The sequence below is a fragment of the Metabacillus malikii genome (assembly GCF_030813355.1).
Taxonomy (GTDB): Bacteria; Bacillota; Bacilli; order Bacillales; family Bacillaceae; genus Metabacillus; species Metabacillus malikii.
Genome location: NZ_JAUSUD010000023.1, coordinates 43,865 through 68,601, shown reverse-complemented (window position 1 = coordinate 68,601; position 24,737 = coordinate 43,865). Strand labels below are relative to the sequence as shown.

28 protein-coding genes and 1 pseudogene are annotated in these 24,737 nt (G+C 37.8%); 23 read left to right on the top strand and 6 right to left on the bottom strand.

Annotation, left to right across the window (positions count from 1 at the left end):
• Positions 1-45: 45 nt before the first annotated feature.
• From J2S19_RS18670 to J2S19_RS18660, 3 genes and pseudogenes are all read left to right on the top strand, one after another.
• Positions 46-120: pseudogene (locus J2S19_RS18670) on the top strand (MerR family transcriptional regulator); the annotation flags it as partial.
• Positions 121-293: 173 nt separating this feature from the next.
• Positions 294-875, top strand: coding sequence for a pyridoxamine 5'-phosphate oxidase family protein (locus tag J2S19_RS18665; protein WP_307344882.1), 582 nt, complete (start codon positions 294-296; stop codon positions 873-875).
• 55 nt (positions 876-930) lie between these two features.
• Positions 931-1,266, top strand: a complete 336-nt coding sequence (locus tag J2S19_RS18660; RefSeq protein WP_307344880.1) for a DUF3221 domain-containing protein — start codon at positions 931-933, stop codon at positions 1,264-1,266.
• Between the two features lie 143 nt (positions 1,267-1,409).
• Here J2S19_RS18660 and pdhA read toward each other — a convergent pair whose 3' ends face one another.
• A complete protein-coding gene (gene pdhA / locus J2S19_RS18655; protein WP_307344874.1) occupies positions 1,410-2,453 on the bottom strand; it encodes a pyruvate dehydrogenase (acetyl-transferring) E1 component subunit alpha in 1,044 nt (347 codons plus the stop codon).
• Between the two features lie 160 nt (positions 2,454-2,613).
• Here pdhA and J2S19_RS18650 point away from each other — a divergent pair, with 160 nt between their 5' ends.
• The 14 genes from J2S19_RS18650 (at position 2,614) to J2S19_RS18585 (ending at position 17,227) form a co-directional block, all read left to right on the top strand.
• On the top strand, positions 2,614-3,411 hold the full coding sequence (locus J2S19_RS18650; RefSeq protein WP_307344872.1) for a PaaX family transcriptional regulator C-terminal domain-containing protein: 798 nt from the start codon (positions 2,614-2,616) through the stop codon (positions 3,409-3,411).
• Positions 3,412-3,761: 350 nt separating this feature from the next.
• Complete coding sequence (locus tag J2S19_RS18645) at positions 3,762-4,382, top strand: hypothetical protein (protein ID WP_307344870.1); 621 nt, start codon at positions 3,762-3,764, stop codon at positions 4,380-4,382.
• A 241-nt stretch (positions 4,383-4,623) separates the two neighbouring features.
• Positions 4,624-5,283 (top strand): GGDEF domain-containing protein, encoded by a 660-nt coding sequence (locus J2S19_RS18640; RefSeq protein WP_307344868.1) that lies wholly within the window; start codon positions 4,624-4,626, stop codon positions 5,281-5,283.
• 197 nt (positions 5,284-5,480) lie between these two features.
• Complete coding sequence (locus J2S19_RS18635) at positions 5,481-6,149, top strand: HAD family hydrolase (protein ID WP_307344866.1); 669 nt, start codon at positions 5,481-5,483, stop codon at positions 6,147-6,149.
• 50 nt (positions 6,150-6,199) lie between these two features.
• Positions 6,200-6,400 carry a hypothetical protein gene (locus tag J2S19_RS18630; RefSeq protein WP_307344864.1) on the top strand — a complete coding sequence of 67 codons (201 nt, stop codon included), beginning with the start codon at positions 6,200-6,202 and terminating at the stop codon, positions 6,398-6,400.
• A gap of 207 nt (positions 6,401-6,607) precedes the next feature.
• A complete protein-coding gene (locus J2S19_RS18625; RefSeq protein WP_307344861.1) occupies positions 6,608-7,510 on the top strand; it encodes an Abi family protein in 903 nt (300 codons plus the stop codon).
• Positions 7,511-7,861: 351 nt separating this feature from the next.
• Positions 7,862-8,896, top strand: a complete 1,035-nt coding sequence (locus J2S19_RS18620; protein WP_307344859.1) for a DUF3231 family protein — start codon at positions 7,862-7,864, stop codon at positions 8,894-8,896.
• Positions 8,897-9,245: 349 nt separating this feature from the next.
• Positions 9,246-10,769: a spore germination protein gene (locus J2S19_RS18615; protein WP_307344857.1), complete on the top strand. Its 1,524-nt coding sequence runs from the start codon at positions 9,246-9,248 to the stop codon at positions 10,767-10,769.
• Between the two features lie 19 nt (positions 10,770-10,788).
• Positions 10,789-11,871, top strand: a complete 1,083-nt coding sequence (locus tag J2S19_RS18610; RefSeq protein ID WP_307344854.1) for a Ger(x)C family spore germination protein — start codon at positions 10,789-10,791, stop codon at positions 11,869-11,871.
• Between the two features lie 19 nt (positions 11,872-11,890).
• Positions 11,891-13,009 (top strand): GerAB/ArcD/ProY family transporter, encoded by a 1,119-nt coding sequence (locus J2S19_RS18605; RefSeq protein WP_307344852.1) that lies wholly within the window; start codon positions 11,891-11,893, stop codon positions 13,007-13,009.
• 159 nt (positions 13,010-13,168) lie between these two features.
• Positions 13,169-13,306, top strand: a complete 138-nt coding sequence (locus J2S19_RS18600; protein ID WP_307338887.1) for a hypothetical protein — start codon at positions 13,169-13,171, stop codon at positions 13,304-13,306.
• A gap of 214 nt (positions 13,307-13,520) precedes the next feature.
• Positions 13,521-14,960, top strand: a complete 1,440-nt coding sequence (locus J2S19_RS18595) for an MFS transporter (protein WP_307344850.1) — start codon at positions 13,521-13,523, stop codon at positions 14,958-14,960.
• 27 nt (positions 14,961-14,987) lie between these two features.
• Complete coding sequence (locus J2S19_RS18590; protein ID WP_307344847.1) at positions 14,988-16,190, top strand: M20 family metallopeptidase; 1,203 nt, start codon at positions 14,988-14,990, stop codon at positions 16,188-16,190.
• 56 nt (positions 16,191-16,246) lie between these two features.
• Positions 16,247-17,227, top strand: a complete 981-nt coding sequence (locus J2S19_RS18585; RefSeq protein ID WP_307344845.1) for a DUF3231 family protein — start codon at positions 16,247-16,249, stop codon at positions 17,225-17,227.
• 544 nt (positions 17,228-17,771) lie between these two features.
• On the opposite strand, the gene J2S19_RS18580 is transcribed toward J2S19_RS18585, so the two are convergent.
• Positions 17,772-18,101, bottom strand: a complete 330-nt coding sequence (locus J2S19_RS18580) for a hypothetical protein (protein ID WP_307344844.1) — start codon at positions 18,099-18,101, stop codon at positions 17,772-17,774.
• A gap of 258 nt (positions 18,102-18,359) precedes the next feature.
• On the opposite strand from J2S19_RS18580, the gene J2S19_RS18575 reads away from it, so the two are divergent.
• A complete protein-coding gene (locus tag J2S19_RS18575; RefSeq protein ID WP_307344842.1) occupies positions 18,360-19,064 on the top strand; it encodes a class I SAM-dependent methyltransferase in 705 nt (234 codons plus the stop codon).
• A gap of 277 nt (positions 19,065-19,341) precedes the next feature.
• A complete protein-coding gene (locus J2S19_RS18570; RefSeq protein WP_307344840.1) occupies positions 19,342-19,803 on the top strand; it encodes a UPF0158 family protein in 462 nt (153 codons plus the stop codon).
• Between the two features lie 169 nt (positions 19,804-19,972).
• Here the strand turns inward: J2S19_RS18570 and J2S19_RS18565 are convergent, their stop codons facing one another.
• Complete coding sequence (locus tag J2S19_RS18565; protein WP_307344838.1) at positions 19,973-20,497, bottom strand: hypothetical protein; 525 nt, start codon at positions 20,495-20,497, stop codon at positions 19,973-19,975.
• Positions 20,498-20,566: 69 nt separating this feature from the next.
• Between J2S19_RS18565 and J2S19_RS18560 the strand changes: the two genes are divergently transcribed.
• Complete coding sequence (locus tag J2S19_RS18560; protein ID WP_307344836.1) at positions 20,567-20,881, top strand: DUF3784 domain-containing protein; 315 nt, start codon at positions 20,567-20,569, stop codon at positions 20,879-20,881.
• A gap of 14 nt (positions 20,882-20,895) precedes the next feature.
• Positions 20,896-21,264: a YrhA family protein gene (locus J2S19_RS18555; RefSeq protein ID WP_307344834.1), complete on the top strand. Its 369-nt coding sequence runs from the start codon at positions 20,896-20,898 to the stop codon at positions 21,262-21,264.
• A gap of 184 nt (positions 21,265-21,448) precedes the next feature.
• On the opposite strand, the gene J2S19_RS18550 is transcribed toward J2S19_RS18555, so the two are convergent.
• Positions 21,449-22,348: a PhzF family phenazine biosynthesis protein gene (locus J2S19_RS18550; protein ID WP_307344832.1), complete on the bottom strand. Its 900-nt coding sequence runs from the start codon at positions 22,346-22,348 to the stop codon at positions 21,449-21,451.
• Between the two features lie 354 nt (positions 22,349-22,702).
• Between J2S19_RS18550 and J2S19_RS18545 the strand changes: the two genes are divergently transcribed.
• A complete protein-coding gene (locus J2S19_RS18545) occupies positions 22,703-22,888 on the top strand; it encodes a hypothetical protein (RefSeq protein WP_307344830.1) in 186 nt (61 codons plus the stop codon).
• A 50-nt stretch (positions 22,889-22,938) separates the two neighbouring features.
• On the opposite strand, the gene J2S19_RS18540 is transcribed toward J2S19_RS18545, so the two are convergent.
• A complete protein-coding gene (locus tag J2S19_RS18540) occupies positions 22,939-23,394 on the bottom strand; it encodes a GNAT family N-acetyltransferase (protein WP_307344828.1) in 456 nt (151 codons plus the stop codon).
• Positions 23,395-23,470: 76 nt separating this feature from the next.
• A complete protein-coding gene (locus J2S19_RS18535) occupies positions 23,471-24,046 on the bottom strand; it encodes a CBO0543 family protein (RefSeq protein ID WP_307344826.1) in 576 nt (191 codons plus the stop codon).
• Between the two features lie 288 nt (positions 24,047-24,334).
• On the opposite strand from J2S19_RS18535, the gene J2S19_RS18530 reads away from it, so the two are divergent.
• On the top strand, positions 24,335-24,688 hold the full coding sequence (locus tag J2S19_RS18530) for a MerR family transcriptional regulator (RefSeq protein ID WP_370875177.1): 354 nt from the start codon (positions 24,335-24,337) through the stop codon (positions 24,686-24,688).
• Positions 24,689-24,737 lie beyond the last annotated feature (49 nt).

Sequence of the window (24,737 nt, the reverse complement as noted above, 5' to 3'; positions counted from 1 at the left end):
ATGATTATAGCTATTTATCTATAAATAATAGAAAAGGAGAGAACCATGTTCACAATTGGACAAGTTGCAAAATTTTTAGGTGTTTCTAGAGATACGTTGAAATTTTATGAAAAAAAGCAAAAAAGTTCTTCATGCGTTATATGAAGACGAATTCAGTTTCGAAATTTACGCAAAAAGTTCTTCATCCGTTACATGAAGACAATTCAGCTCAAAAACTTACGTGAAAAGTACTTCATCCGTTGCACAAACATCATGCATATCATAAATCCGATTTAAAATTAAGGAGGTACAATATGGGGAAAATGTATTCATCAATCCTACCGAAACATGAGCAATTTATCAAAAATCAAAGGATATTTTTCGTAGGATCGGCACCGATATCAGCAGACGGGCATGTAAACCTTTCTCCAAAGGGCTATGATGTCTTTCGGATTTTTTCTGCAAATGAAGTAGCTTACTTAGATTTAACAGGCAGTGGGAATGAAACGAGTGCACATTTGAAAGAAAACGGAAGAATTACGTTTATGTTCATCGCTTTTGATGGTCCACCTATGATATTACGACTCTACGGGCGTGGTCGTGTAATTTTACCTGACACACCTGAATGGAATGAGTTAGCAACCCACTTCGACATCCTTCCAGGCGCAAGACAAATCATCCATGCAACAATTGAAGCAGTCAAAACATCATGTGGATTTAGTGTCCCATTCTTCACTTACGAAGGTGAGCGCGATACCCTCCAAAAATGGGCAACGAACAAAAGTGAACAAGACCTAGAGGAATACCATATAAAGAAAAACGCCATAAGTATGGATGGAATTGTGACACCGATTGGGGAGCAACAACGGAAGCGGGGGGACGGTTCTGCTTCCTAAATGTAACCTACAAGAATAGAATTCGTCTACTTTTTTAAAGAGGAGGTGTGTTTAAATGAAAAAGATACTCTTTATTACCCTAATGGTTATCATATCTAGCTCTCTCGTAGCGTGTGGCAAGGAGGACATGAGAGGAATTATCCTAGAAGTCACAGAAAATGAAGTCTTACTCTCGAAAAACCTTCCCCAAGAAAAGTATGAAGAAATTAAAGACAAATCAATTTCACAAATATTAGATGAGGAAAAAGGCATGCCTCTAATTTCTCTTGATGTAAAGAAAACCGATGAATGGTCAAAAGGGGATGAAGTAAGGGTATGGATTGATGGTAATATCCTTGCATCATATCCTGAGCAAGCTAAAGCTACTAAAATTGAAACATTAAATGACTAGCCCCTATGATACATAATAAAATGCAAACATAGTAAAATAGGAACCTTGATAATAGTAGGGTTCCTATAAAAATATTCGCTCCGTATACTCACTTACATATACAATCTTTCACTAGTCATATTAATTAACAAAAAAACCTCTACCTACCGCTTCTCGTACATATACCGATGAAGGTCCTCAACAGTTTGTCGCGGCAACTTATCAATTTCTTTTATCGCTTGCTTAATCTCTTCTTTTGCCTGGGATATAACGGATTCTTCAAACTCTTCGTTCCAAAGCCCTTTCTTCGTTAGGAAGATCCGGTAACGAATTAACGGGTCTTTCTTTTTCCATTCTTCCACGTCCTCAGACTGTCGATATAAGTCAGGGTTATCACCTGATGTTGAATGGGGACCAAATCGATAGGTGAGTGCTTCGATTAGTGTTGGGCCTTCGTGATTTATCGCTTCATTGCGTGCATCACTTGTCGCTTTATAAACAGCTAATACGTCCATTCCATCCACTCTAATCCCTTTAATACCAGCAGCAACCGATTTTTGGGCGATCGTTTTGGCAGCTGTTTGTTTAGAAAACGGTGTTGAAATCGCAAATTGATTATTTTGTACGAAAAAGATCGCAGGGGCGTTAAAGGCACCAGCAAAATTCATTCCTTCATAAAAATCTCCTTGTGACGAACCGCCATCACCAGTGTAGCCAATCGCAACGGCATGTTTATGTTTTTTCTTTAAACCGAGTGCGACGCCAGCTGTTTGAATAATTTGGGCACCGATAATAATTTGTGGAAGTAAAGCATTGACACCCTCGGGAAATTGTCCTGCCTTATAATGACCACGAGACCATAAAAAGAGATTTTGTAACGGTACACCATGGAAAAACAGTTGTGGAATATCACGATAACCAGGTAGTAGCCAATCCTCTTTACTAAGCGCAAATTGACTTCCCACCATTGATGCTTCCTGCCCAGATGTAGGAGCATAAAATCCGAGCCTTCCTTGGCGATTTAACAAAATCGATTGCTTATCAAGAGTTCTCGTGTAAACCATCCTTTTCATCAATTCCACTAATTCATAATCGCTTAAGTTCGGAAATAATTCCTCATTGATCACATTTCCTTCCTCATCTAAAACTCGAAATTCCTTAAATTCGGCTTCTATGCGATTTAATAAATGTTCTCGCAAATTCTCCATCTCCTTTTATAATTAAATTATATACGAACGTGTATAAAAATATTATATTTGTGGAGGATAATATTGTCAATCAATAGTTTCTTAAAGCTAGTGTCTTACCCGATAAAAAGTAGTTGAAAATCTAAGGACAATCTTTATCATTAACATAGAGGTGAGTGCTGTGACTCTTGAAAAGCAATTGCTATTTCTACTCTCGAAAGTAGAAGAAATCGACAGTAATAAGCTGATTAAAATATTCGAGCGAATGGGAAATACACCACAAATTGTACGTAATGGCTTATCAAAGTTAAAAAAACAAAATTACATAATCTCGATAAATCGTTCCGTATATCGGATCACTCCACTAGGGGAGGAAGTTCTTGCTTCATACAATGTCAGAAGAGACTTTTATAGCAAGCATTGGAATGGGAAATGGTATATCGTATTGATGGAAATACCAGAAACGTTAAGAAAAAAAAGAGATATCTTTAGAAGGAAATTAATACAGTTAGGTTTTGGACAGCTAAATAAAGGTGTCTATATTTACCCTTGGGATGTAACGAGTGAAGTGATGAATGTGATTGATACACTTGAAATTGAAGACTTTGTAACGATTCTTACAAGTCAAGAATTTCTGCTAAACAACATTTCAACCGATGGGGAAAAGGGCGCAAATAAAGCATCAGAAATTTGGAAAATCGAAGAGATAAACACTAAATATCAGCAACGTTTCGAACAATTCAAAACCGAACTAAAGCCAGTCGTTGATAAGCTGATACAAACCGAAGCACCAGATGAATTAACCATAACTGCCTACTACCTAGAAATCGAAAAAATGATAAATGAACTACTAGACATAGACCCAATGCTTCCACCAGAATTCCTACCCGGAAGCTGGACCGGAACCAAAATCCTATCCGAACTAACCCGCACCCAGGAAGCGTGGGGACGGTTCTGTTGCTTCCTAACAAAAAAATAACAGCCATTTGAGATTTCTCGACAAGAAGCATGCAAGAAGCACGGGGACGGTTCTCTTGCTTCCTAACATAAAAACAACAACCACATGGAATCAATATAAACGAACAGATGTAAGTTCTTTATTAGTCAGACATCTTTAGAAGATTAAAGGGGTAAATAGATTGAGTTGGATGTAAACGAGATAATGTAGCTAAACTTTTAGGAAGCAGAAGAACCGTCCCTCTGCTTCCTTTTTACTATTTATTCTATTATTTGAAACTGAATTCATAGAATGATCGTATACTCAATTAGGAAATTTCCATATGAGGTACTATTTAACAAATTATAGTGAAGGTCAGAGGGGGAATTCAGTTGAGAAAAGGTAGAATACCGATTTTAGATACGAATATAGTATACGTAGCTCTTTTTTGCATCATTATTGCGCCACTTATGGGTGCTGTGACAGAAAGTTTAAAAATTTTCCTTGGTAATCTATTAACGTTACCTTTCGTCTTTCTTTTACTATATATCCTATGGCTAAAGTACGGGTACAGTGGTGTTTATCTGAATAGTATTAATGTGTTTGTCATGTTGACGATGTGGTCAGTATATGGAGCTGTCCCGCTCTTTAGTTTTATCTGGGGTCACTGGGTAGGGTGGCTAACGATTTTATTTCATCTTGGTACATTTATGGTCGGCTTTATCAACCGGGAAAAACTTATCCTTGGACTAAATGGAAAGAGTACTAAGGGAGATAATGAACCCAATCCCTTTATTTTGTATTACATTTTAGGAATATTAATCCTAGGAATTGTCGGAACGATTATTTTACACGTTACATTAGTAACAAGTACAGACGCAGTTTACTTTTTCGGATTCATTTATCTTCTTAGTTACTGTTTCTATGCAATAAGTCCTGCGTTCCTTGTCCATCCAGACCGTGCATTAGAGTTGGGAGTCATTTCACAGCGTCATTATGATGAATATAATTAATGATTGGAGAATCTAGCAGGGGGTATAGGTTCTCCTTTTTATTAAGTTTTTCATTCGAAAAAATTCCGTGACTAACAACATTTCCTTGATAAGTATCATGTTTCCGAAGCAGAGCCAAAAACAACTCCTAATTAAAAATTTCAAATAAAATCATTATAATATTCTATAAAACTTTCATCCCATATGTTATAATTAGTTCTAATTACCCACAACTTATTAGACATACAGGACGTGAACCAACATGAAGTATACAGGACGAATTTTTGCAGTAAGCGCCATTCTATCAGTACATACTCTCTATTCGATTTATTATTATTATCGTGATGGAACCCTTGATTTGGTAGATTTACTTGGATATCCATTGTTAATGGCGCTAGCTTACTGGTCTGGAAAACAGTTTGATAAATCAAAGTACTATTCGGAAAATGATATTTTAACAGGTCTTTACAATCGAAGGTATGTTATGAAAAAGTTTAGTAGGTATTTATTGCTATCCGATCGAAAGAATTCAAACCTATTTTTACTAATCATCGATTGTGATAACTTCAAAGAAATAAACGACAAATACGGTCATCAAACTGGCGATGAAGTATTAACAAACATCGCCACCATCCTAAAACATGCGACGAAAAAACAAGATATCGTAGCACGCTGGGGAGGAGATGAGTTTCTCATCCTCGGCCACTACAAAGAAGAATCAGAACTACCCACACTCCTGCAAAATATTCATACAGAGATAAAAGCATACTCTAGGAAAAAGGCATTCGAAGTTGGCATCTCAATCGGTGCCACCATCTACCCGGATGACGCCAAAAACATCGACGACATAATCACAAACGCCGACCAAAAAATGTACCAACAGAAGCAACAACGGAAGCAGGGGGACGGTTCTGCTTCCTAAAATACATATTTTAAAGCCTTTCTATCAATATGTATCCACATCAAGACAACCAATTTCTTCCTAAAATAATGTTGATATCTAAATAACACATGCGTAAAATTTATTAAACAGACACCTAACCAAGGTGATTTTTGAAGAAAAAAGGGTGCACATCAAAACGAAAACATGGTATTCAAGCTAATCAAGGAGCGAAAAAAATGATCAATGCTATCCTATTTGATTTCGACGGAACGCTGCTCAACCGGGATGAGTCAGTAAAGAAATTCATAACGAACCAATACGACCGACTGCATCAATGGGTAGGCCACGTCCCAAAAGAAACATACGTGGCAAGATTTATTGAGCTAGACAAACGTGGCTATGTATGGAAAGACAAAGTATACCAGCAATTAACACGTGAATGTCAAATCACCGGGCTGACTTGGGAAGCTCTTTTAAAAGATTACCTCCATGAGTTTAAGCATCACTGTGTTCCGTATGACGGCCTCATTCAAATGTTGGAAAGATTAAAAAGTCGTAATATCCTATTAGGCATAATTTCGAACGGCTTCGGACAATTCCAACTCGATAATATAAAAGCTCTCGGCATAGCTGAATATTTTAATGTCATCCTCATCTCTGAATGGGAAGGCATCAAAAAACCAAACCCTAAAATTTTCAACCGAGCGTTAAAAAAGCTAAACGTGTCATCGAGTCAAACCATTTTTGTAGGGGACCACCCGGAAAATGATGTCTACGCTGCACAACACGTCGGCATAACAGGCATATGGAAAAAGGATTTGCAGTGGGACAATGTTCAAGCGGATTACACAATTCAACAATTAGGAGAACTGCCACAAATTATAACGAATTTAAATGAACAATAATCGAAGTCTAATCGCTCTATCATATCTATGAGAATCTAGGGGGCCATAATTTGAAGGACTTTTTGGTAGGATTAATTAGTATATTAGTAACAGTACTTATTTACGAAGCGCTAACGACGCTTATTGGCTTTACATACAATGTATTTAGTGACAAATTTAACTTCACATCACTTTTAATCGATATGGGCCTATTCATCATCATCTTTATGCCTGTTTATTTTGCTGCAAAAAAAATCATCTCTAAACTATGATAGGGCTCCAAATTTGTAAGGTAGAAACAGGATATATTTGACTGCATTCACCCCTCTAGTAAAAACACAAATGAAACTCAATAAATTCCCGCCAACCTATTGACACTTATAACCAATTTACCTATAATAATAGTAACAGAACCCACCACGCCTCTTCACAATGCGGACCAAGGTGGGTCATTTTGTTTTTCAAGGAGATAATGTAAATTGACCCTGGAAAAAAACACCCCGAAAATGAAACCACCGACGACGTTTAAAGAACAAGTCGAATTGTATAAACGTAGAAAGCTGCACGTTGAAAATTCAGAAAATGCTGAAAATATATTGCAACGTGTTAATTATTATCGTTTCTCTGCCTATGGACTTACGCTAAAAAATCCACATAATAAAGATGAATACGCAAACGGTGCTTCATTTCATAACATGTTATCTCTTTATGAGTTTGATAGACGACTGCGCTTATTACTTTTAGGAGCGCTTGAGACAATTGAAATCGCATTTCGTACACACATCTCTTATGAAACCGCACACAAAATCGGTCCGACTGGGTACCGGGAGAAAGAGTGCTTTCAAAATGAAACCTATCATCGCCAATCTTTACGAGAGCTCGATGCATTGATTAAAAAAAGTCGCAAAAGTGAGCTATTTATTGAGCATCACTTCCAAAAATATGGCGGTGTGTTTCCAATATGGGTCGCCATCGAGGTAACGTCATTCGGATTTCTTTCAAAATTTTATCGCAATTTACATGAAGACTTAAAAAAACACATCGCAAGAACATATTACAATGTCCCATATAAATATATCGAAAGCTGGCTGCAAACGTTATCAAATGTTCGGAACATCTGCGCTCATTACGGCCGTCTTTATAATAAGTACCTAACCTTTAAACCAAAGCTTTTCAAAGAGGAAGCGTCGCAACTAAGTAATAAGCGTATTTTTGCTGCGATTTACATAATTGAACGGTTGCTGACAAAGACAGAAGGGCGCAGGTTCATCACGGATTTAGATGCGCTTATATCTGAGTACGAAGATACTATCGACTTTGCTCATATCGGCTTTCCTCCAAATTGGCAGGAACTTTTAGAAACGATTTATAGACAAAAATAAACTCATCATCAAAAATGTTGTTTTTTCTGGATAAAACTTTTTCCTTTTGTACATTTTAGATGGTAAGTACAAGGAGTACTTTGCTCACCGACACTTTGCTTCCACGATTTTACTCCTTGTACTCCAAATTACTCGTGACGTATTACTTGAATTCTGCATAGTATATTATTGTTAACAAAGGAACACCTCAAATGTTTTCTCAACAGACTCATTCCAGCAGTCTGTTTTTTTTGTGCGAAAACAATATGAGCCCCTATCAACCTCATAATTTTTTTCATATTATTCTCTTGTCTGGGAAACATAGTCTATAGCGAATAACAGTATCGAATGATAGCTATAGGAGGTTCTTTTGTGGAAAATATTAGCCATCCTGTTGATTTAACATCAGCAGAAATCGCAAATCTATGGACTCAATACATGAACGATTCGATCTCAATATGTATTCTTACCCATTCAATTGAACATGCAAAGGACCAGGATATAAAAGACGTATTACAATTTGCCCTTAAACTTGCAAAATCACATATTGAAAAAATCAAAGAGTTTTTTCACGAAAGTCAATATCCTATACCTAAGGGTTTTACTGTAGAGGAAGACATAAATATAAGTGCCCCACCTTTATTCACTGACGCGTTCATGATGAATTATATGCACGTCATGACGCTACTCGGATTAACGGGCTATGCAGGTGCCGTTGCAACCTCCTGTAGAGAAGACCAAATCGATTACTTTATCACATGCAATAAGGAAACAATGGAGCTACATAAACGAATCATAAATGTCATGCTTAACAAAGGGCTTTACAGTAAGCCATCAAGGGTGAATCCACCAAGCGAAATTGATTTCGTGGAGAACCAACAATATTTAGCAGGCTGGTTTGGAAAAAAACGCCCATTAAGCGTCATCGAAATTAGTGGCATGCATTTTAATATGAAAAAGGACATTTCAAAAATTGTATTAGAATTAGGATTTGCTCAAGTTTCCCAAACAAAAGAAATTCAAAAATATTTCGAAAGAGGAAAGAAAATTTGCCAAAAGCATTTTACTGCCTTTAACAATACATTAACAAATGAAGAATTGTCTACGCCGAAATCATGGATATCTGAAGTAACGAATTCAACGGTATCTCCATACTCAGAAAAATTAATGCTCTATCATATCGTCACACTGGTCTCAGCGGCCATCGGCTATTATGGAGCAGGCTTATCCGTCTCCCAAAGAAGAGACATCGCGGCAGATTACACAAAATTCATCGCCGAAGTCTGCCTCTACGTCGAGGACGGCGCAGAACTACTAATCAAAAACGGCTGGCTCGAACAACCCCCACTAGCAGAAGACCGCCAAAGCTTAGCGGGGAAGCAGGGGGACGGTTCCTCTGCTTCCTAGATCAATCGAAAAATGTAGTCAGGCCATTACACAAGCCAGAGTAAAAGATAACAATGGTGAAACAAGGAACCCTTCATTATCACCATCTCAATCGACCAAGTCGTTTATCCTAGGTAATAGGAGAACATAACATGTACATATTTAATAAGATTAGCGATCCTACTCCACGAAGGATCGCTTTTTCTTATCAAACAATTTTAATAACAAGAACTTTTCACAACCCCTAAAATATTACAACTATTATGTCGTCAAATATCAAGCTTCCCCAAAAAGTTTTTAGCATAATTCCAATCCTGTAAATAAATACTATCTATACCCATGAATATTAAGGTCAGGACTAGGTGAAACCATGTTAAGAAAGAAGCGTTCCAAACGACAGCCGAAAAAAGGCTACGAAACAAAAGAAAAAACGATAAAAGAAGTGTTTGACAAGTCAGAAAAGTCAAGTGATTTCACAACGATCACACCATCAGAACTTAATCAAGCCTTGCAAATCAGCTTTTATAAAACATTAGTCGATTCAAGCGTCCTTCAAAAGTCGGTCTTACCGTATGTAAAAGAAAATGCGTCCTCGATAAATGAGCTCTCAGATATAAAAAACATCATTCCAATCGAAGGAATCAAAATCAAAACGAAACCAGCAGATGTAGAAAAAGCACTCCATAACGGGGAAATTCTCATCTATTTTAAAGAAAAAAAAGACGAATTTGCCCTCGTTGATATCAATTATTCCCGACTAGGACAACGGGAAACGAATGATACACAAAACGAATTTAATGTACTAGGACCGAAAGTTGGGTTTATTGAGGACCTGTCTACAAACCTTCATTTAATCAGAGACCATTTGAATTCTACAGATTTAATTTTTGAAGAGGTCATTGTCGGTTCAAGGTCGCAGACAAAAGTAGTGCTTGCCTATTTAGATGGCATTACAAATCCGCAATACACGAACACCGTGAAACAGCGACTAGATGACCTTGATATTGATGTCAATTTTGACAACACACATTTAGAGCTATTGATTTCAGACCATAGTAGAACACCGTTTCCTTTATACATCACAACAGAACGAGTCGACCGGACTGTAGGAGCACTTGTGCAAGGTCAGGTTGTGTTGATCAGTGACAAATCCTCCTATGCAGTCATTGGTCCTGTATCACTAATGGAGTTTTTTTCAAACCCGGAGGACTTTTACCTTCCGACAGTAATTGCATCATTTTTCAAATTAATTAGGGTCTTTGGCATTTTGTTTTCCATCTTTGCTACTTCCTTTTACGTCGCGATTTTAACGTTTCATTATGAAGTTGTACCGAAGGACCTATTAGGACCAATAATCTTTTCTCGGGCAAATGTACCGTTTCCACCTGTTTTCGAGGTGCTATTTTTAGAAATTACCATTGACCTATTGAGGGAAGCCGGGGGAAGATTGCCAACCAAAATTGGTCAAACTCTTGGGATTGTTGGCGGTATCGTTATAGGACAAGCAACAGTAGAAGCGGCACTGACGAGTAATATTCTTTTAATTATCGTGGCACTTGCTGCATTGTCTTCCTTTACAACCCCGATTTATAAAATGTCAAATGCCGTACGATTATTAAGGTACCCGTTTATCGTACTAGCTGCAATATGGGGTGGTTTAGGGATTTATGTAGGGTTAATCATCTTAATTGCCCATTTAGCACGTCTGAAATCATTAGGAGTTCCATATATGCTTCCGCTTTATCCATATCGACGCGGTGGCGTGGCTAGTTCCTTTATTAGGCCTGATTATGAACATACAGAAAAACGTCCATGGTATTTAAGACCGTTAAGTATAAAAAAATACAATCCTGCTTCAGGGAGAGACAGTGAAGATGGGTTAAATACCGAATAATTTTTGTGAAGGTGTAGCAATGATAAAACAGCGAAAAATTTACGTCCTCGTTACAATCATCATTTGTCTTGCTTGTCTCGTTGGGTGCACGAGAACGAGAATCATCGACAAAATCAGTATTGTCCATGTGTTCGGTTTTGACTTAGGAGAGAATGGTCAATTAAAAGGGACGGCACTTATCCCTCAATACACGATGAGCAAAAACAGTGATGAAATTAAATTAATCGAGGAAGAAGCAGTTAGCGGTGATTTATTTGTACCGAAGATGTCGCGACATACGAGTACGCCAATTGAAATGGGGAAAATTCGAGTCATGTTATTCGGCAAAAACTATGCCGAGGCTGGCATTAAAGATATGGTCGAACGATTTTTAATCAATCCTCAAGTCGGGACAAATATCCAAATTGCGATTTCTACAGATTCTGCGAGAGAAACGTTGAAAACATTCAAAAAAGAAAAATCACTGACGTTAGCCGATACATTAAAACATAATATGGAAGGAGCAGGACTGCCAAACTCAAACCTGCATATCTTTTTAAATCATTTTTATGGTAAAGGAATGGATGCTTTTGTCCCAATGATTACGATTAAGGAAGATAAGATTGTAGTTGAAGGAGTGGGGATTTTTAAGGACGATAAATTAAAGCTTCAATTATCACCGGATGAAAGCATATTATTATCTTTTTTAATAGATAAGCGCTCTGAAGGTACTTATACAATGGAAGATTCCGACCATAATCGAACAGAATTAATATCTGTTCAAAACTTTAAAAGTGATAGCAAGTGGAGATGGGAGAAGGGGAAATTAGATTTGCGTTTTCAGCTAAAAATGACCCTTACACAGTTTCCAGATCGTTTTGATATTAAAAAAGTTGAAGATGTGATGAAGATAACAAAGAAAGTTGAGGACAAGCTAGAAAAGGATATAGCCGATTTATTGACAACTTTTCAAGAGGAAGAGGTTGACCCAATTGGAATTGGCAATATTGTCCGTTCAAAGGACAGGTCTTGGAAAAGGGAAGCCTTTTATGAACAATATCCTTCCATACCAATTGATGTAAACGTAGATGTAGAAATTATACATGCTGGCCTTGAAGGCTAATCAAAATAGGATGATGAGAATGAAATCAATCGTCAAAGAAAATAAAATGGTCTCGCCATATTTTTTGTTTTTCCTGATCCATTCTACACAGACTGGGGTTGCTGTTTTATCGTTTCAAGTCAATATTATCGGCGGTGCAGGTCAAGATGCGTGGATTTCTGTTTTCGCAACCGGATTATTTATGCATGTAATTTTATTTATGATGCTATACATCTTGAAGCATTCAAGTACAGGGGATATTCTTTCTCTCCACAGAGAAGTTTTTGGAAAATATCTAGGTGGACTGATTAGCATCACGATTGCAATTTATTTAGCATTGATTAGCTTAAATTCATTACATACCTACATCGATCTTTTGCAAATATGGGTATTTGATGGAATTGCAAGCTGGGAGTTTTCTTTGCTCTTTTGTGTACTGATTTACTATGTAGTGTCTGGTGGATTTCGAATCATTACCGCGATTGCCTATTGGGGCGTAGTTATACCAAGTTTTTTACTATTATCCATATTATATTTACTGAATTACGCAGAGATCTCTTATCTTACACCAATATTCAATTATCACTTAAACGACTATCTTATCTCTGCGAAGGAAGTACTCCCAGTATACATGGGATTTGAATCTGTGCTTATTTTCTATCCCTTTATAAGCGAACGCGAAACGTCACATAAATGGGGACACATTGCCACCCTTTATACGACTTTGCTATATACAGTCATAGCGGTTATCACTTTTCTATTTTTCACACAAGGGAAGCTGGAACATTTAACATGGCCAACCTTGACGCTCATTAAAATTATTCAACTACCATTTTTAGAACGCTTTGAATTTATTTTTATCTTCACATGGTTATTAGTTGTCATGCCTGTAGTGTGCATCAACCTTTGGGCAGCGGTTAGGTCATTTAAGCTAACGATACCAAAGCTTAAATCGACGTATATCTTAATCGCATTCCTTACCGTGTTTCACATCGTCAACAGCCTATTCATTGAAATCGGATTCTCACACTTACTAGATAAAGTCGTTACAACTTGCGGAATCACCTTTATCTTTTGCTACATCCCAATCATCTTTCTCATTACCGTCATCCGAAAAAAATGGAAGCAGAGGGACGGTTCCTCTGCTTCCATGGACTAGCAATGAAGCAGACAGGAAGCACGGGGACGGTTCGAAGCCACTGAAAAAGTATACTGATTTCAGATAAGTATCTACTCTTAAACAATTTATTGTACATTTAATGTGCTTATCCTACGTATAGTTTGGTTGGAGCTGACCTGAGAGACTCCTGCGGGATGCGTGGGAGAGCTGAGACGTGAGCAGGCGTTTGCGCTGAGGAGTACGAAAAGCGTAGGCGGCTTGCCCATCGACGTACAAACTGGAGGGGCATCGACTAAGACCAAAGGAATCACGATGAGCCGTATGGCGAATCGATGATGACTTATCGTAGGGAGGTGACCTGAAGTTTGCTTGTTCGTGCCGCAAGGAGCTATGAGGCTCAGCACCCACCCCGCGGAAAGCGAGTACTCGTGCTGCAATCAAACTGAACGTCAACTTTGTACGATAAATTCTATTTTTCTTTTAACAAGACTTTTTCAGTGGTCTCGGACGGTTCCTCTGCTTCAATTAAAAGAAACCTAGGAGGTACAAGATGGAAACAACAAACTATAAAGGCACAAATAAAATGATTACCGGGATTGTCTTTGGCGTAATAACGTTTTGGCTCTTTGCCCAGGCGATGGTCAACGTCGTACCAGCCGTTCAAAAAGATTTAGGAATTTCACTTGGAACATTAAACATCGCGATTAGTTTAACGGCATTATTCTCTGGGATGTTTATCGTGGCAGCAGGAGGACTCGCAGATAAAATCGGCCGCAAGAAAATGACCTATTTCGGACTGATTTTAAGCGTAATCGGGTCGCTATGCCTCGTTTTAGCACAAGGAGCTGTATTATTAATCATTGGCCGCATCATCCAAGGAATCTCAGCTGCATGTATTATGCCGGCAACGATTGCGCTAATAAAGGCTTATTTTGAAGGGGCTGACCGTCAGCGTGCACTTAGCTTCTGGTCGATCGGCTCTTGGGGTGGCTCAGGTGTGGCTTCCTTCGCAGGAGGATTCATTGCAACCTATCTCGGCTGGAAATGGATTTTCATTTTTTCTATTTTATTTGCCTTACTAGGAATGTGGCTTATTAAAGAGACGCCGGAAAGTAAAGGGCACTCATCAGGTGCATTTAAATTTGATTATACGGGGCTAGTCATTTTTGTCATCACAATGCTTGCACTAAACGTTTTCATTACATTTGGTTCAGACTTAGGATGGACAAGCTTCATCACGATAGCTCTTGTCGCAATCACAATCATTGGTGCTTTTATTTTCATTAAGGTCGAAAAAAGCAAAGAGGTCGTCCTCATTGACTTTGCGTTATTTAAAAACAAACCGTATTCCGGGGCAACGTTTTCTAATTTTCTCCTAAATGCGATTGCCGGTACTCTTGTTGTCGCAAATACGTATGTTCAAGTTGGCAGGGGCTTCAATCCATTTCAATCAGGAATGCTTTCTTTAGGTTATTTAGTTGCCGTATTGGCAATGATTCGTGTCGGAGAGAAAATTTTACAAAAGGCAGGGGCAAAATCACCGATGATTTGGGGCGCGCTCATTACAACAATTGGCGTCGCGATGATGGGATTAACATTTTTATCGGATTTTATATACACTGTCGTCGTTTTTATTGGCTTCGCATTATTTGGACTAGGACTTGGGATTTACGCAACACCATCAACAGACACGTCGGTTGCCAATGCGCCTGCAAACAAAGTAGGTGAAGCTGCAGGCATTTACAAAATGGCGAGCTCGCTTGGCGGAGCATTCGGTGTCGCCATTTCGGCAACCGTATATAGTTCAATTGCTGCATTTAGCAGCCTGGAAATTGCCGCAACAGCAGGGATTATCGTCAACGTCATTTTCGGTATCCTTTCCATCCTTTCGATTATTTTTATGGTCCCGAAAGATGCCGGAAAAGCAACAGCAGAAAAAACAACACCTAATCGTGAGCCGATACCCGGCCAGCCAAATCCAACACATTAAGTGTGTGAAAAAGTGAGGGAACGTTCGATGTTAATTGATGACTTAATGAAAACTTTAGAGGAAAAGGAAGAGCGGATGATTGAGATTCGCCGCTACTTGCATGAACATCCAGAACTTTCATTCCAAGAAGAAGAAACAGCAAAGTATATCAGCGATTTTTATAAAAATGTACCGGTCGACTCAATTGAAACGAACTTCGGTAGTGAACGTGGAATTGTCGTCACGATAAAAGGTGCAAAACCCGGAAAAACGATTGCAATTCGCGCCGATTTTGATGCCTTGCCAATTAAAGAGGAAACAGGTCTGCCCTTTGCCTCAAAAAACGAAGGAGTAATGCACGCATGTGGTCATGACGCTCACACCGCATATATGCTCGTATTAGCGGAGACTTTAGCGGAGTATAAAGACCAATTATCTGGAACGATCCGTATCATCCATCAACCAGCTGAAGAAATGCCTCCAGGTGGTGCACTCGGAATGATCAAGGCAGGTGTACTAGACGGAGTTGAGGCAATATACGGCATCCATGTGATGAGCACGATGAAAACAGGTCATATCTATTACCGAAGCGGGAACACACAAACAGGTCGATCATATTTCAAACTAATTGTACAAGGGAAGGGCGGTCATGGCTCCTCACCACATTTAGCAAACGATGCGATTGTAGCGGCAAGCTCCTTTGTCATGAACGTCCAAACAATCGTCAGCCGCCGGATTAACCCATTTGACACTGCTTCGATTACAATTGGAAACTTTGATGGAAAAGGCTCGTTCAACGTCATTAAAGATGCCGTTACAATAGAAGGGGACGTACGCACCATGTCAGTCGAAACACGAGATATCGTGGAAACAGAGCTCCAAAACTTTGCGAAAGGATTAGAAGCAACATATGGTGTCAAAGCGATTTTTGAATATAAGAATGATTATCCGGTCCTATATAATGACCCGGAAATAACAGAACAAGTAAGGCAAGCACTCGAACAGGCAGCAATAAAAGAAGTGGAGGGTGTATTAGAAACACCACCACAGCCGCCATCAGAAGACTTTGCCTACTATCTCGAAAAAGTACCAGGCTGTTTCTTCTACGTCGGAGCAAGCCCCGAATCAGGAGAGACCTATCCACATCACCATCCAAAATTCAACATAAACGAAAAAAGCCTCCTCATCAGCGCCAAAGCAATGGCTGCCGTCATCGCTAGGAATCAGGGGGGCGACTCTATTGCTACTTAATGTTTAACATCTAGCATCCTAAAGATAATAAAAAGACCGATTTAGGAGGAAATGAAGTGAGTACGATACACCTAACTGCATCAGAGAAAGCATATTTATGGACAAATTATATGGTTGATAGTATGGCTGTTTGCTGTTTAAAGTATTTTATCGAAAAATGTGAAGACGAAGAGATTCAGGAAGTGCTTAAGTATGCACTTGATTTGTCGGAAATACATACGAAAATAACTTCTGACATTTTTGCAAAAGACAACCATCCGATTCCATTTGGTTTCACGAACGAAGATGTAAATCTATCAGCACCAAGGTTATTTTCAGATGAATTTGTTTTGTTTTATACGTCTCACTTAGCGAACCTAGGATTGTCATTTTATTCTAAAGCCCTTTCGATGGTATCACGTAAGGACGTTCATGAATTTTATCGGGAATGTATCAGCTCTTCAACAGAGTTAAACTCAAGAACGAAGCAATTATTACAATCGAAAGGTTTATACGTCAGACCATCATATATTCCAGATCTACCCCAATCGGAAATGATAAGCAAAATGGGCTACTTAAAAGGATTTTTAGGCAAAAAACGCCCATTAACAGCATTAGAAATAGCAAATCTTTTCTTCAATATCCAAACAATAGAAGTAACGAAAACATTGTTAATTGGATTTGTACAAGTAGCGAAAGAAAAAGATGTAAAGGACTTTTTGACAAGAGGGAAAGAAATGAGTACAAAAACATTGAAAGAACTGCGCTCGTACTTAGAGGAAGACGAGCTATCAACTGCAACTCCTTGGTACACATATGTCTCAGACTCTACCACATCACCATTCTCAGACAAGCTGATCATGTTCCATGGCGCGATTCTATCAGGTGGTGGAATTGAACAATACGGGTTCAGTCTAGCGACAATCATGCGCAGAGATGTTGGACTTGAATACTCAAAGCTTATTGCAGAAATGATGACTTATGCGGATGATGGCATGAACTTAATGATTAAAAACAACTGGATGGAGCAACCCCCAATGGCTAGTGAGCGAAATTAGGGAAGCAGGCAGTTGGCGAAGCAGGGGGACGGTTCTTCTGCTTCCTAGCTAGGCAGACAAAGCAAGGTTGTGGAAACCAACCCGCAAGCTGTAGCTAAAATCATACAGAGCTCCATAACCTTGGGAACGGAATAGAACAACATATGGCCTGCTTATCACTCGAGTGCAGTTGAAATCATTTCATTCTAAAAAAATGATAAATAATAAAGCTTTATATACTAAATCCCATAAAAGTGACCGCCTAACGTCACTTTTTTCGTTCTTTACTTATTACATAGGCAGTTTTTATAGCGAACCAGGGTGAAATCTGTCAACTTTGCAAGTTTATCTCTCAAGATTCGGTAAAAATCTGTCAACTTTTTTAGAAAATCTGTCAACTTCAAACGAAAATTTGTCATTCGATAAAATTCGACAAACGAAGCAGGGGGACGGTTCTTTTGCTTCCAATAGGCGATGAAATGTTTTGATGAAACTAAAAAAGAGCGAAGCCTCATATAAAGACATTCACTCTTCTGCCAAAAATATTAAAACGCTTTGCGGTCGTTTAACGTTTAGAGAAAACTTGCTTTTTAGTTCCGCTTTTAAGAAAGACTAAAACCCACCATAATACCAATAATGAATATCCAACAACTGTGTAGATCGACCAAATAGCACCGTGCTGCAATTGACTAATGAAATGTGCAAATTCATTCATACTTTCAGCTCTGCCTATACTATTAATCAGACTAACGATTGGAACTGTCACAGCTAATAAAATAACTAAAAAGGATATTCTCCTATATTTCTTTTTTAAAACACTAATTATTGCAAGGCCTAAGGTTGAGACGAAAAACAAATAATAGATAACCCAGAACCAGTTAGGAATAGTCTCCAAATCTCTAACCCCCTATAATATCGTGGATTCCATTTTCTGTAATGATAACATATTATAACAGAAAAGTAGTGTTGTATTTTGTATAGCAGCATACTTTTTGAATCGGCCTTAACAGCTAAACAAAATTAAGTGCGGCATCATAAATGGCTTATCAATAAACCTCGAAAAAACACTCACTTTTAATCTCCTAACAAAAAGAAGGAATCTCAACTCGCACAGAGAACTAATTAACAACCTTGAAAAACTGGAGCTGAGAAATTGAATAAACGACAACACATCCGCAGAGAAGAAAAGAAATACCATGACTTTTGCTATGATAACTACAAACTATTTGCAGAAGGCTCTTGGTTACACAAACCAGTAAAAACCGTTATCGAGTTACTGCCACACATCGTACAGAAGGATAATGTCCGCGTTCTCGATTTAGGGTCAGGAGTCGGGAGGAACAGCATCCCGATTGCAAAAGCAATTCAAAATAGAAATGGGATAGTCGATTGTGTGGACCTTTTAGATTCCGCACTCGAAAAGCTAAATCTCTATAGTAAGGAGTTTAAAGTAAAAGAAACGATAAATCCGATAAAAGCCGATATTGGTCATTACAAGATCCCTCTAGATAGCTATGATTTCATCGTCGCAGTCTCATCGCTTGAACACGTTGAGTCCGAGGAAATGTTTGAAACAGTCATTGCTCAGATGGCACAAGGAACGAAAATGAGCGGAATTAACTGTTTAATTGTCAATTCAGAAGTAGAAGAAACCGAAATCGAATCTAATCAGAAACTTAAGGCATTGATGGAAGTAAACATGAAAACGGAAGTGCTGCTCGCAAAACTACGTGATGCATACAATGGCTGGGAAGTGTTAACGCAACTCGTTAAGCCACTACAATTCAACATTCAACGTGATGAGAAAGACGTCCTTCTAACAACAAATGCCATTACGTACGTCGCTAAAAAGAGGTGAGAAACATGGTCCGCTGCAACACGTGCAGACAATCCACAATCGCTACTTTAAAATAAAAATGTCTTAGAAGTAGGTATGGAACACATGTAATGCAAAAATTTTTTGGGAAAAGTCGAAAACAACAACAGATTTTATGAATCTAGTTCAGCTCTTCATTTTGTAATGGAAGAAAACGAGAAAATCATTGCCTGTGCCAGTGCATTCATTAAGAAGACCTCAGTAATAAAATTGAATAAAGGATTAATTAATATAAATTATTTTGAAAGGATAAATGTCTATGAAAGTGAAGCTTGAAAATATAATAGAAGGAATAGAGATGCAATCAGATGAAATCCGCTCATATCTTAATTTAGATACTGGGGAAATTGCTTTTGTCTCAGAAGATGCACGATTAATTGCAGAAGATGGAGAGGACTATGACCACTTATCTGAATGGCAACAGGATGAAGTGACGTTAGCCTTGGATATAGTAGACAATTTTGAAAAGTATGTAGAGCTTCCATCTCAATATGAAATCAATGAGTATGATATGATGGAAAGTTATTGTTATAGCTTAACTGATCTTAAACTTCAGGATGCATTACTCAAATCAATTCATGGAAAGGGAGCATTCAGACGATTTAAGGACAATGTCCAACGCTTAGGAATAAGTGAGAAATGGTATGATTACAGAGATATGAAATATAAGGAATTTGCTAAAGAATTTTGTGAAAGGAATGGTATTGACTATATTAAATGATAGTCGTTAATCATTTGGTTCTTATGTGAAATTCTTTGATATAAAACAAGATAGGTGTCTGATGATAATTAGCTGAATAATAAAGGAGGGGAAACGAGTGATTGTTATTGCACTAGACAAAAACTTCGTAACCCCTTGAATTTGATATTGCACTTGCCCCAGACGAAAGCTACACCTTCATATGCTTTAATTTCCCATATCTCGTAATCTCATCTATAATAAAAAAGATAGCCGAACAAAAGAGCGGAATCACTACACCAAGGCCAATAAAATACGCAAGCAGCCCAACCCCAACATGAATCACACCAGCTAAGTAGACTCGTAAAAACATAGCCTTCTCAGTTACAAAATCTGAAAAGGCGGATACAGGTATCCCAAACACAGATACACCTAAGAAAATACATAAATAAATGAAAACGAGACTAGGAAGTACAGCCAAATCAATAGCTAGTCCATCCTTAGTGAATATCCACTCATAAATGTACAGAAGAAGGAAACACACTGCCGAACTATAAAAAGCGACCTTCAATTTCCTTTTAAGTGAATCTTGATATAACTTTATCCGAATCTTCGGAATAGCAAACGTAAGCAAAATAAAAGATATTACTATCTGAATCGGTAAAGATTCCATCGACACCCAAACAATCGTAAATAGCAAAGCAAAAACTGAACCATACAAACAATATTTATACATAAGCATCACCATTTTTCTTTACAGTATATCAAACTAGTAATCATATTCCTATAATCGGAGGTACCACAAATGGAAATTGCTCTTTTTATCATACTCATCCCATTCCTCGTTCTCGCAACAATCTTTTCAAAGGGCAAAGGGGCAGTGTTGATAGCAGGTTATAATACAATGTCTGACAGTGAAAAATCACAATATGACGAAGTCGCTTTATGCAAATTCACAGGTAAAATTATGTATGGCGTAAGCTTTTGCATTCTGTTACTAGCAATAGCTGAACTATTGAATCTACATTTGCTCATGATTATCGCGGTCATTCTCCTTATTATCATTATTACCGTTGCGCTCATTTACACAAAGACAGGAAATCGATTTAAAACGAAATAAAGGAATGATACGAAATGTGGCAAGATAAATTAATCGAAATCGAAAAACTCGAAGCAAGATTTGGAGACAAATTAAATAACGGTGCTTCTGCACAAGAATTACGAATCTTCACCAAGGCCGTAAAAGAACGGCTAAACATTGATTTACTGCCAGAGCATCTGCAGCTGCTTAGAAATATAAACGGCTTGGAATTCAACGGATTCATCATATACGGAATCGATGAGGAATTTTTAGACAAAGCCCCAAATGCGAGTATCACAGGCTTAATCGATTCAAATGAAATTTGGTATGAAAATGAACACCAAAAACAATATTTGTTTATCGGTGACAGCACATCACCTGGTACGTTTACGATTTCGTATCAAAAACATATCGCGAATTAGACAAACCATCTGGTAGTGAAGTAGAAGAATATGCAGCATTAGACGAGTTAATTGATAAGTTACTAGCAGATGCATTAATCTGAAAAGTCGACACTTCCTAACAGAGTCCAAATAAGTTACGTATATTGCCGCGTACCTATATGGACTCGCACTTCCCAAAGTATCACTAGAAAATCTTAATCTCTTACACTCCTAATAAAACATCCATTTCTTTCACAAAAACTGCATTACCCGTTATCTCAATCTCAAATGATTCATTACCTTTTGAAACGTTAACCGCAACACGACCATCTTTTCCAATCTCATGTCCTTGTTCAACGACAAGGGTGAGGGAATCTCCAATGTTATTGTTTATGTATGTCGCATAATAAGCACCCATTACTCCTGAAGCAGTACCCGTTACGGCATCTTCAATCGTTCCTGAATAAGGAGACGAGAAGTGGCGTGCGTGCATATCAGTATTTGAATCAAAGGTTTCCAAACAAAACGGATGCACAGACGATTTCGGCATTTCCGTTAAAATACTAGGAAACTCCTTATTGCGAGGCATCATTTTTTGAAAAGCATCAAGCTGTTTAATCGGGATGAGCAACGTCCACGTGCCTGTACTTCCATAGACAATTGGTAACTGTGGGTGAAGGTCTGAAGCGTTCAAACCGATTGCGTGCATTAAAGCTTCTTTTGAACCTGCAAACTCTTTAAATTGTGGGGCAGCTTGTTTCATTGTTATATAGATTTCATTCTCATCGGTTGTATCGAGGTTAATCGGCAGGATGCCAGCATTCGTTTCAATTGTTAGGTCTGTTTTATCACCGAGTAGGCCTTTACTTTTTAAGGCGTAAACCGTTGCCATCGTCGCATGCCCGCATAAATTCATTTCATGTCCTGGAGTGAAAAACCGAATTCGAAAGTCAGCGCGATCCGATTTAACTGGAAAAGCCGTTTCATTAAACCCGACTTTAAACGCAATCTCTTGCATTTCATCTTCTGTTAACTCATCGCCAGTTAACACGACACCCGCAGGATTCCCTTTATTCGGTGTGCTGCTAAACGCATCATAATGATAAACTTTTACCTGTTTCATGTTTAATACCACCTAAACAAAAGATTTTTTACCATGTAGTTTCTTAATTAGCAGATAAATAAACTCCAATAATTCATGCATTTCTTGAAAGAAAATATGATTAAAAGAGTATGATTGCTTATTCATCAGGAGTAATAGGTTATTTCACCTTTAAATAAGCTCATTAACTATCTAATTCGGCCTAATTTTACAATTTCCTTCAATTGGCAACAGCTTTTTAGTCGTTTATAATGGATTTAAGAATAGTAATCTAGTAATAATCGTGAACAATAAGAAGGACTTAAAAAATCAATGAAACTTATGATAACTTAACTCGTATTGATAAGTAGTTAAACCACATCCTAGGGGGCTATTATGTCTAGAAAAGTTTTTGGAATCATCCTAACCATTATCGGGGCACTGGCAATGATTATCAATGTACTGTTTTTAAAACAAACCGATACCTATGACACAGTCCGCATCATCTCATATGCAGTATTTATTATCGGAATTCTGTTTATACCGGATTACACAAAGCCGAAGTCTAAACAAAAAGAGTAACAAGGTACATAAAAGATGCGTTACCACTATTGCGGTAACGCACTTTCATATCAACGTCGCTTCTCAAAAAAGCTCAAGGAAAGCCGTTCATTAACAGTGACTTCTCTGACGACTACAAAACCATTCTTTAGATAAAAGCGAACCGCAGGAGTATTTTTTGACCCTGTTGCAACCTTAACCAAGCTCGAGTCAACATGACCTTCTAAAAAGTCAAAAAGCTCTTGTGCAATTCCTTTTTTAAAATAGTTTGGATGTACAACGAGACGATGAATATCTATTATATTGTCATCTTTTTTAAACGATATAAATCCACACAATTCTTCATCTGAAAAGTAGCCAAAAAACGATTCCCCACATTGTTGTAAAGTACTAACTGTATCCTTTAACGGGGGAATGTCATCAAACCCTATAATTTCTGCTTCGACTTTATAGGAGGGAAGTTGAATCGCTAAGACTTTTTCAGCGTTTTCCCGGTTACTTATGTTTATCTCTTTAATCAAGGTCATCCCTCACACAACGAAAATGATAGTTCATCAATAATTATAGTAATCAACGCTGTGCAAGTACATAGACATAATTAACTTAACTTGTAGCAGCATCCTTCTGAAACCAAACAAACACATTCGTTACCCATTTAGACAAGATTCCTCCGACAAAGTACCATAAAAACAACTGGAAATAACTAGATTCATTTGATAATTGAAATAAGTGCAAGGCGGATAAAATCGGCTTAAAGACAAATGCAAAAAGTGCCGCCAAAATGGTCATGAAGATATAATAGTTCTTTTGATGATTAACTGTCCATTGATAGACGAGCATATAAGTAACAGGTATGAGTGAAGTATCGAGTCCAAAACTAATCGGAAGAATGGGAAGGACTTTATAAGGATATTCCCAGTGGCCCATTCGAGTGGAGTACGCATCAATATAGGTCGATAATACGTGACAACTATACCCAAAGAAGCCAATTTGAAAAGCTTTACGTCGATCTAATGTGAAAAACAAAATGACTAACGGTACAACTAAAAACAACACATTGACCCAAAATTGCCAAGTAGTAAGACCAGAATACGTCTGCCAATATTCATTCCAATTTCGTGCTAATTCCTTAGAATGTTCTTTCAGTGAATCCAACTCGTGTGATTGTTCTGTATTCATAATCAACCTCTTTTAGAAAATATTTACATCTAACAGTATCATGTCTTATTAAAATGTATTTATTCCTCTTTTTTCAAAAAAATGTAAGAGGACAAGGAGTCTGCTAGAAATAAGAGTATTTATTGAGTTTCCATTCATCAATAAAATGTGAAAGCTCTGTTAAGTTTCATCAAATTAGTTGTATCTTTTAAACTTTAAGAATATAATAAAACTATCACGTTATGGTTTGGAGGTTTTCTATTTGGGACTGAAAAATTAAAAATTGGAGAACTCGCCGAAAGAACGGGTGTGACGAAGCGCACGATTGATTATTATACAAATTTAGGTTTGTTAAAAGCAGAACGTTCAGCTTCAAATTACCGCTATTACGACAGCTCAGCAGTTGAACAATTAAACAAAATTGAACAGTTAAAAGCAGAAGGCATGTCATTAGATGAGATAAAACGTAATATGATTGACGATCACGCAGAGGAAATTGATGTATTAGAGCTGCGGCTAAAAATCGCGGGACTTGAGAAAGAAGTATCCGAAGTGCTATCTCAGCTAGATAACGGTAATCTCGAAAATCAAGAGTTCGTAAAAAAGAATATTTCAAAAGAGAGTCTCTCATTAATTCAATCTTTGTTACTATTACTCAATTAACTTGAGATTGGTTTTTGAGGCTCAAATAAACAGGAGGTGTACGTCTTAC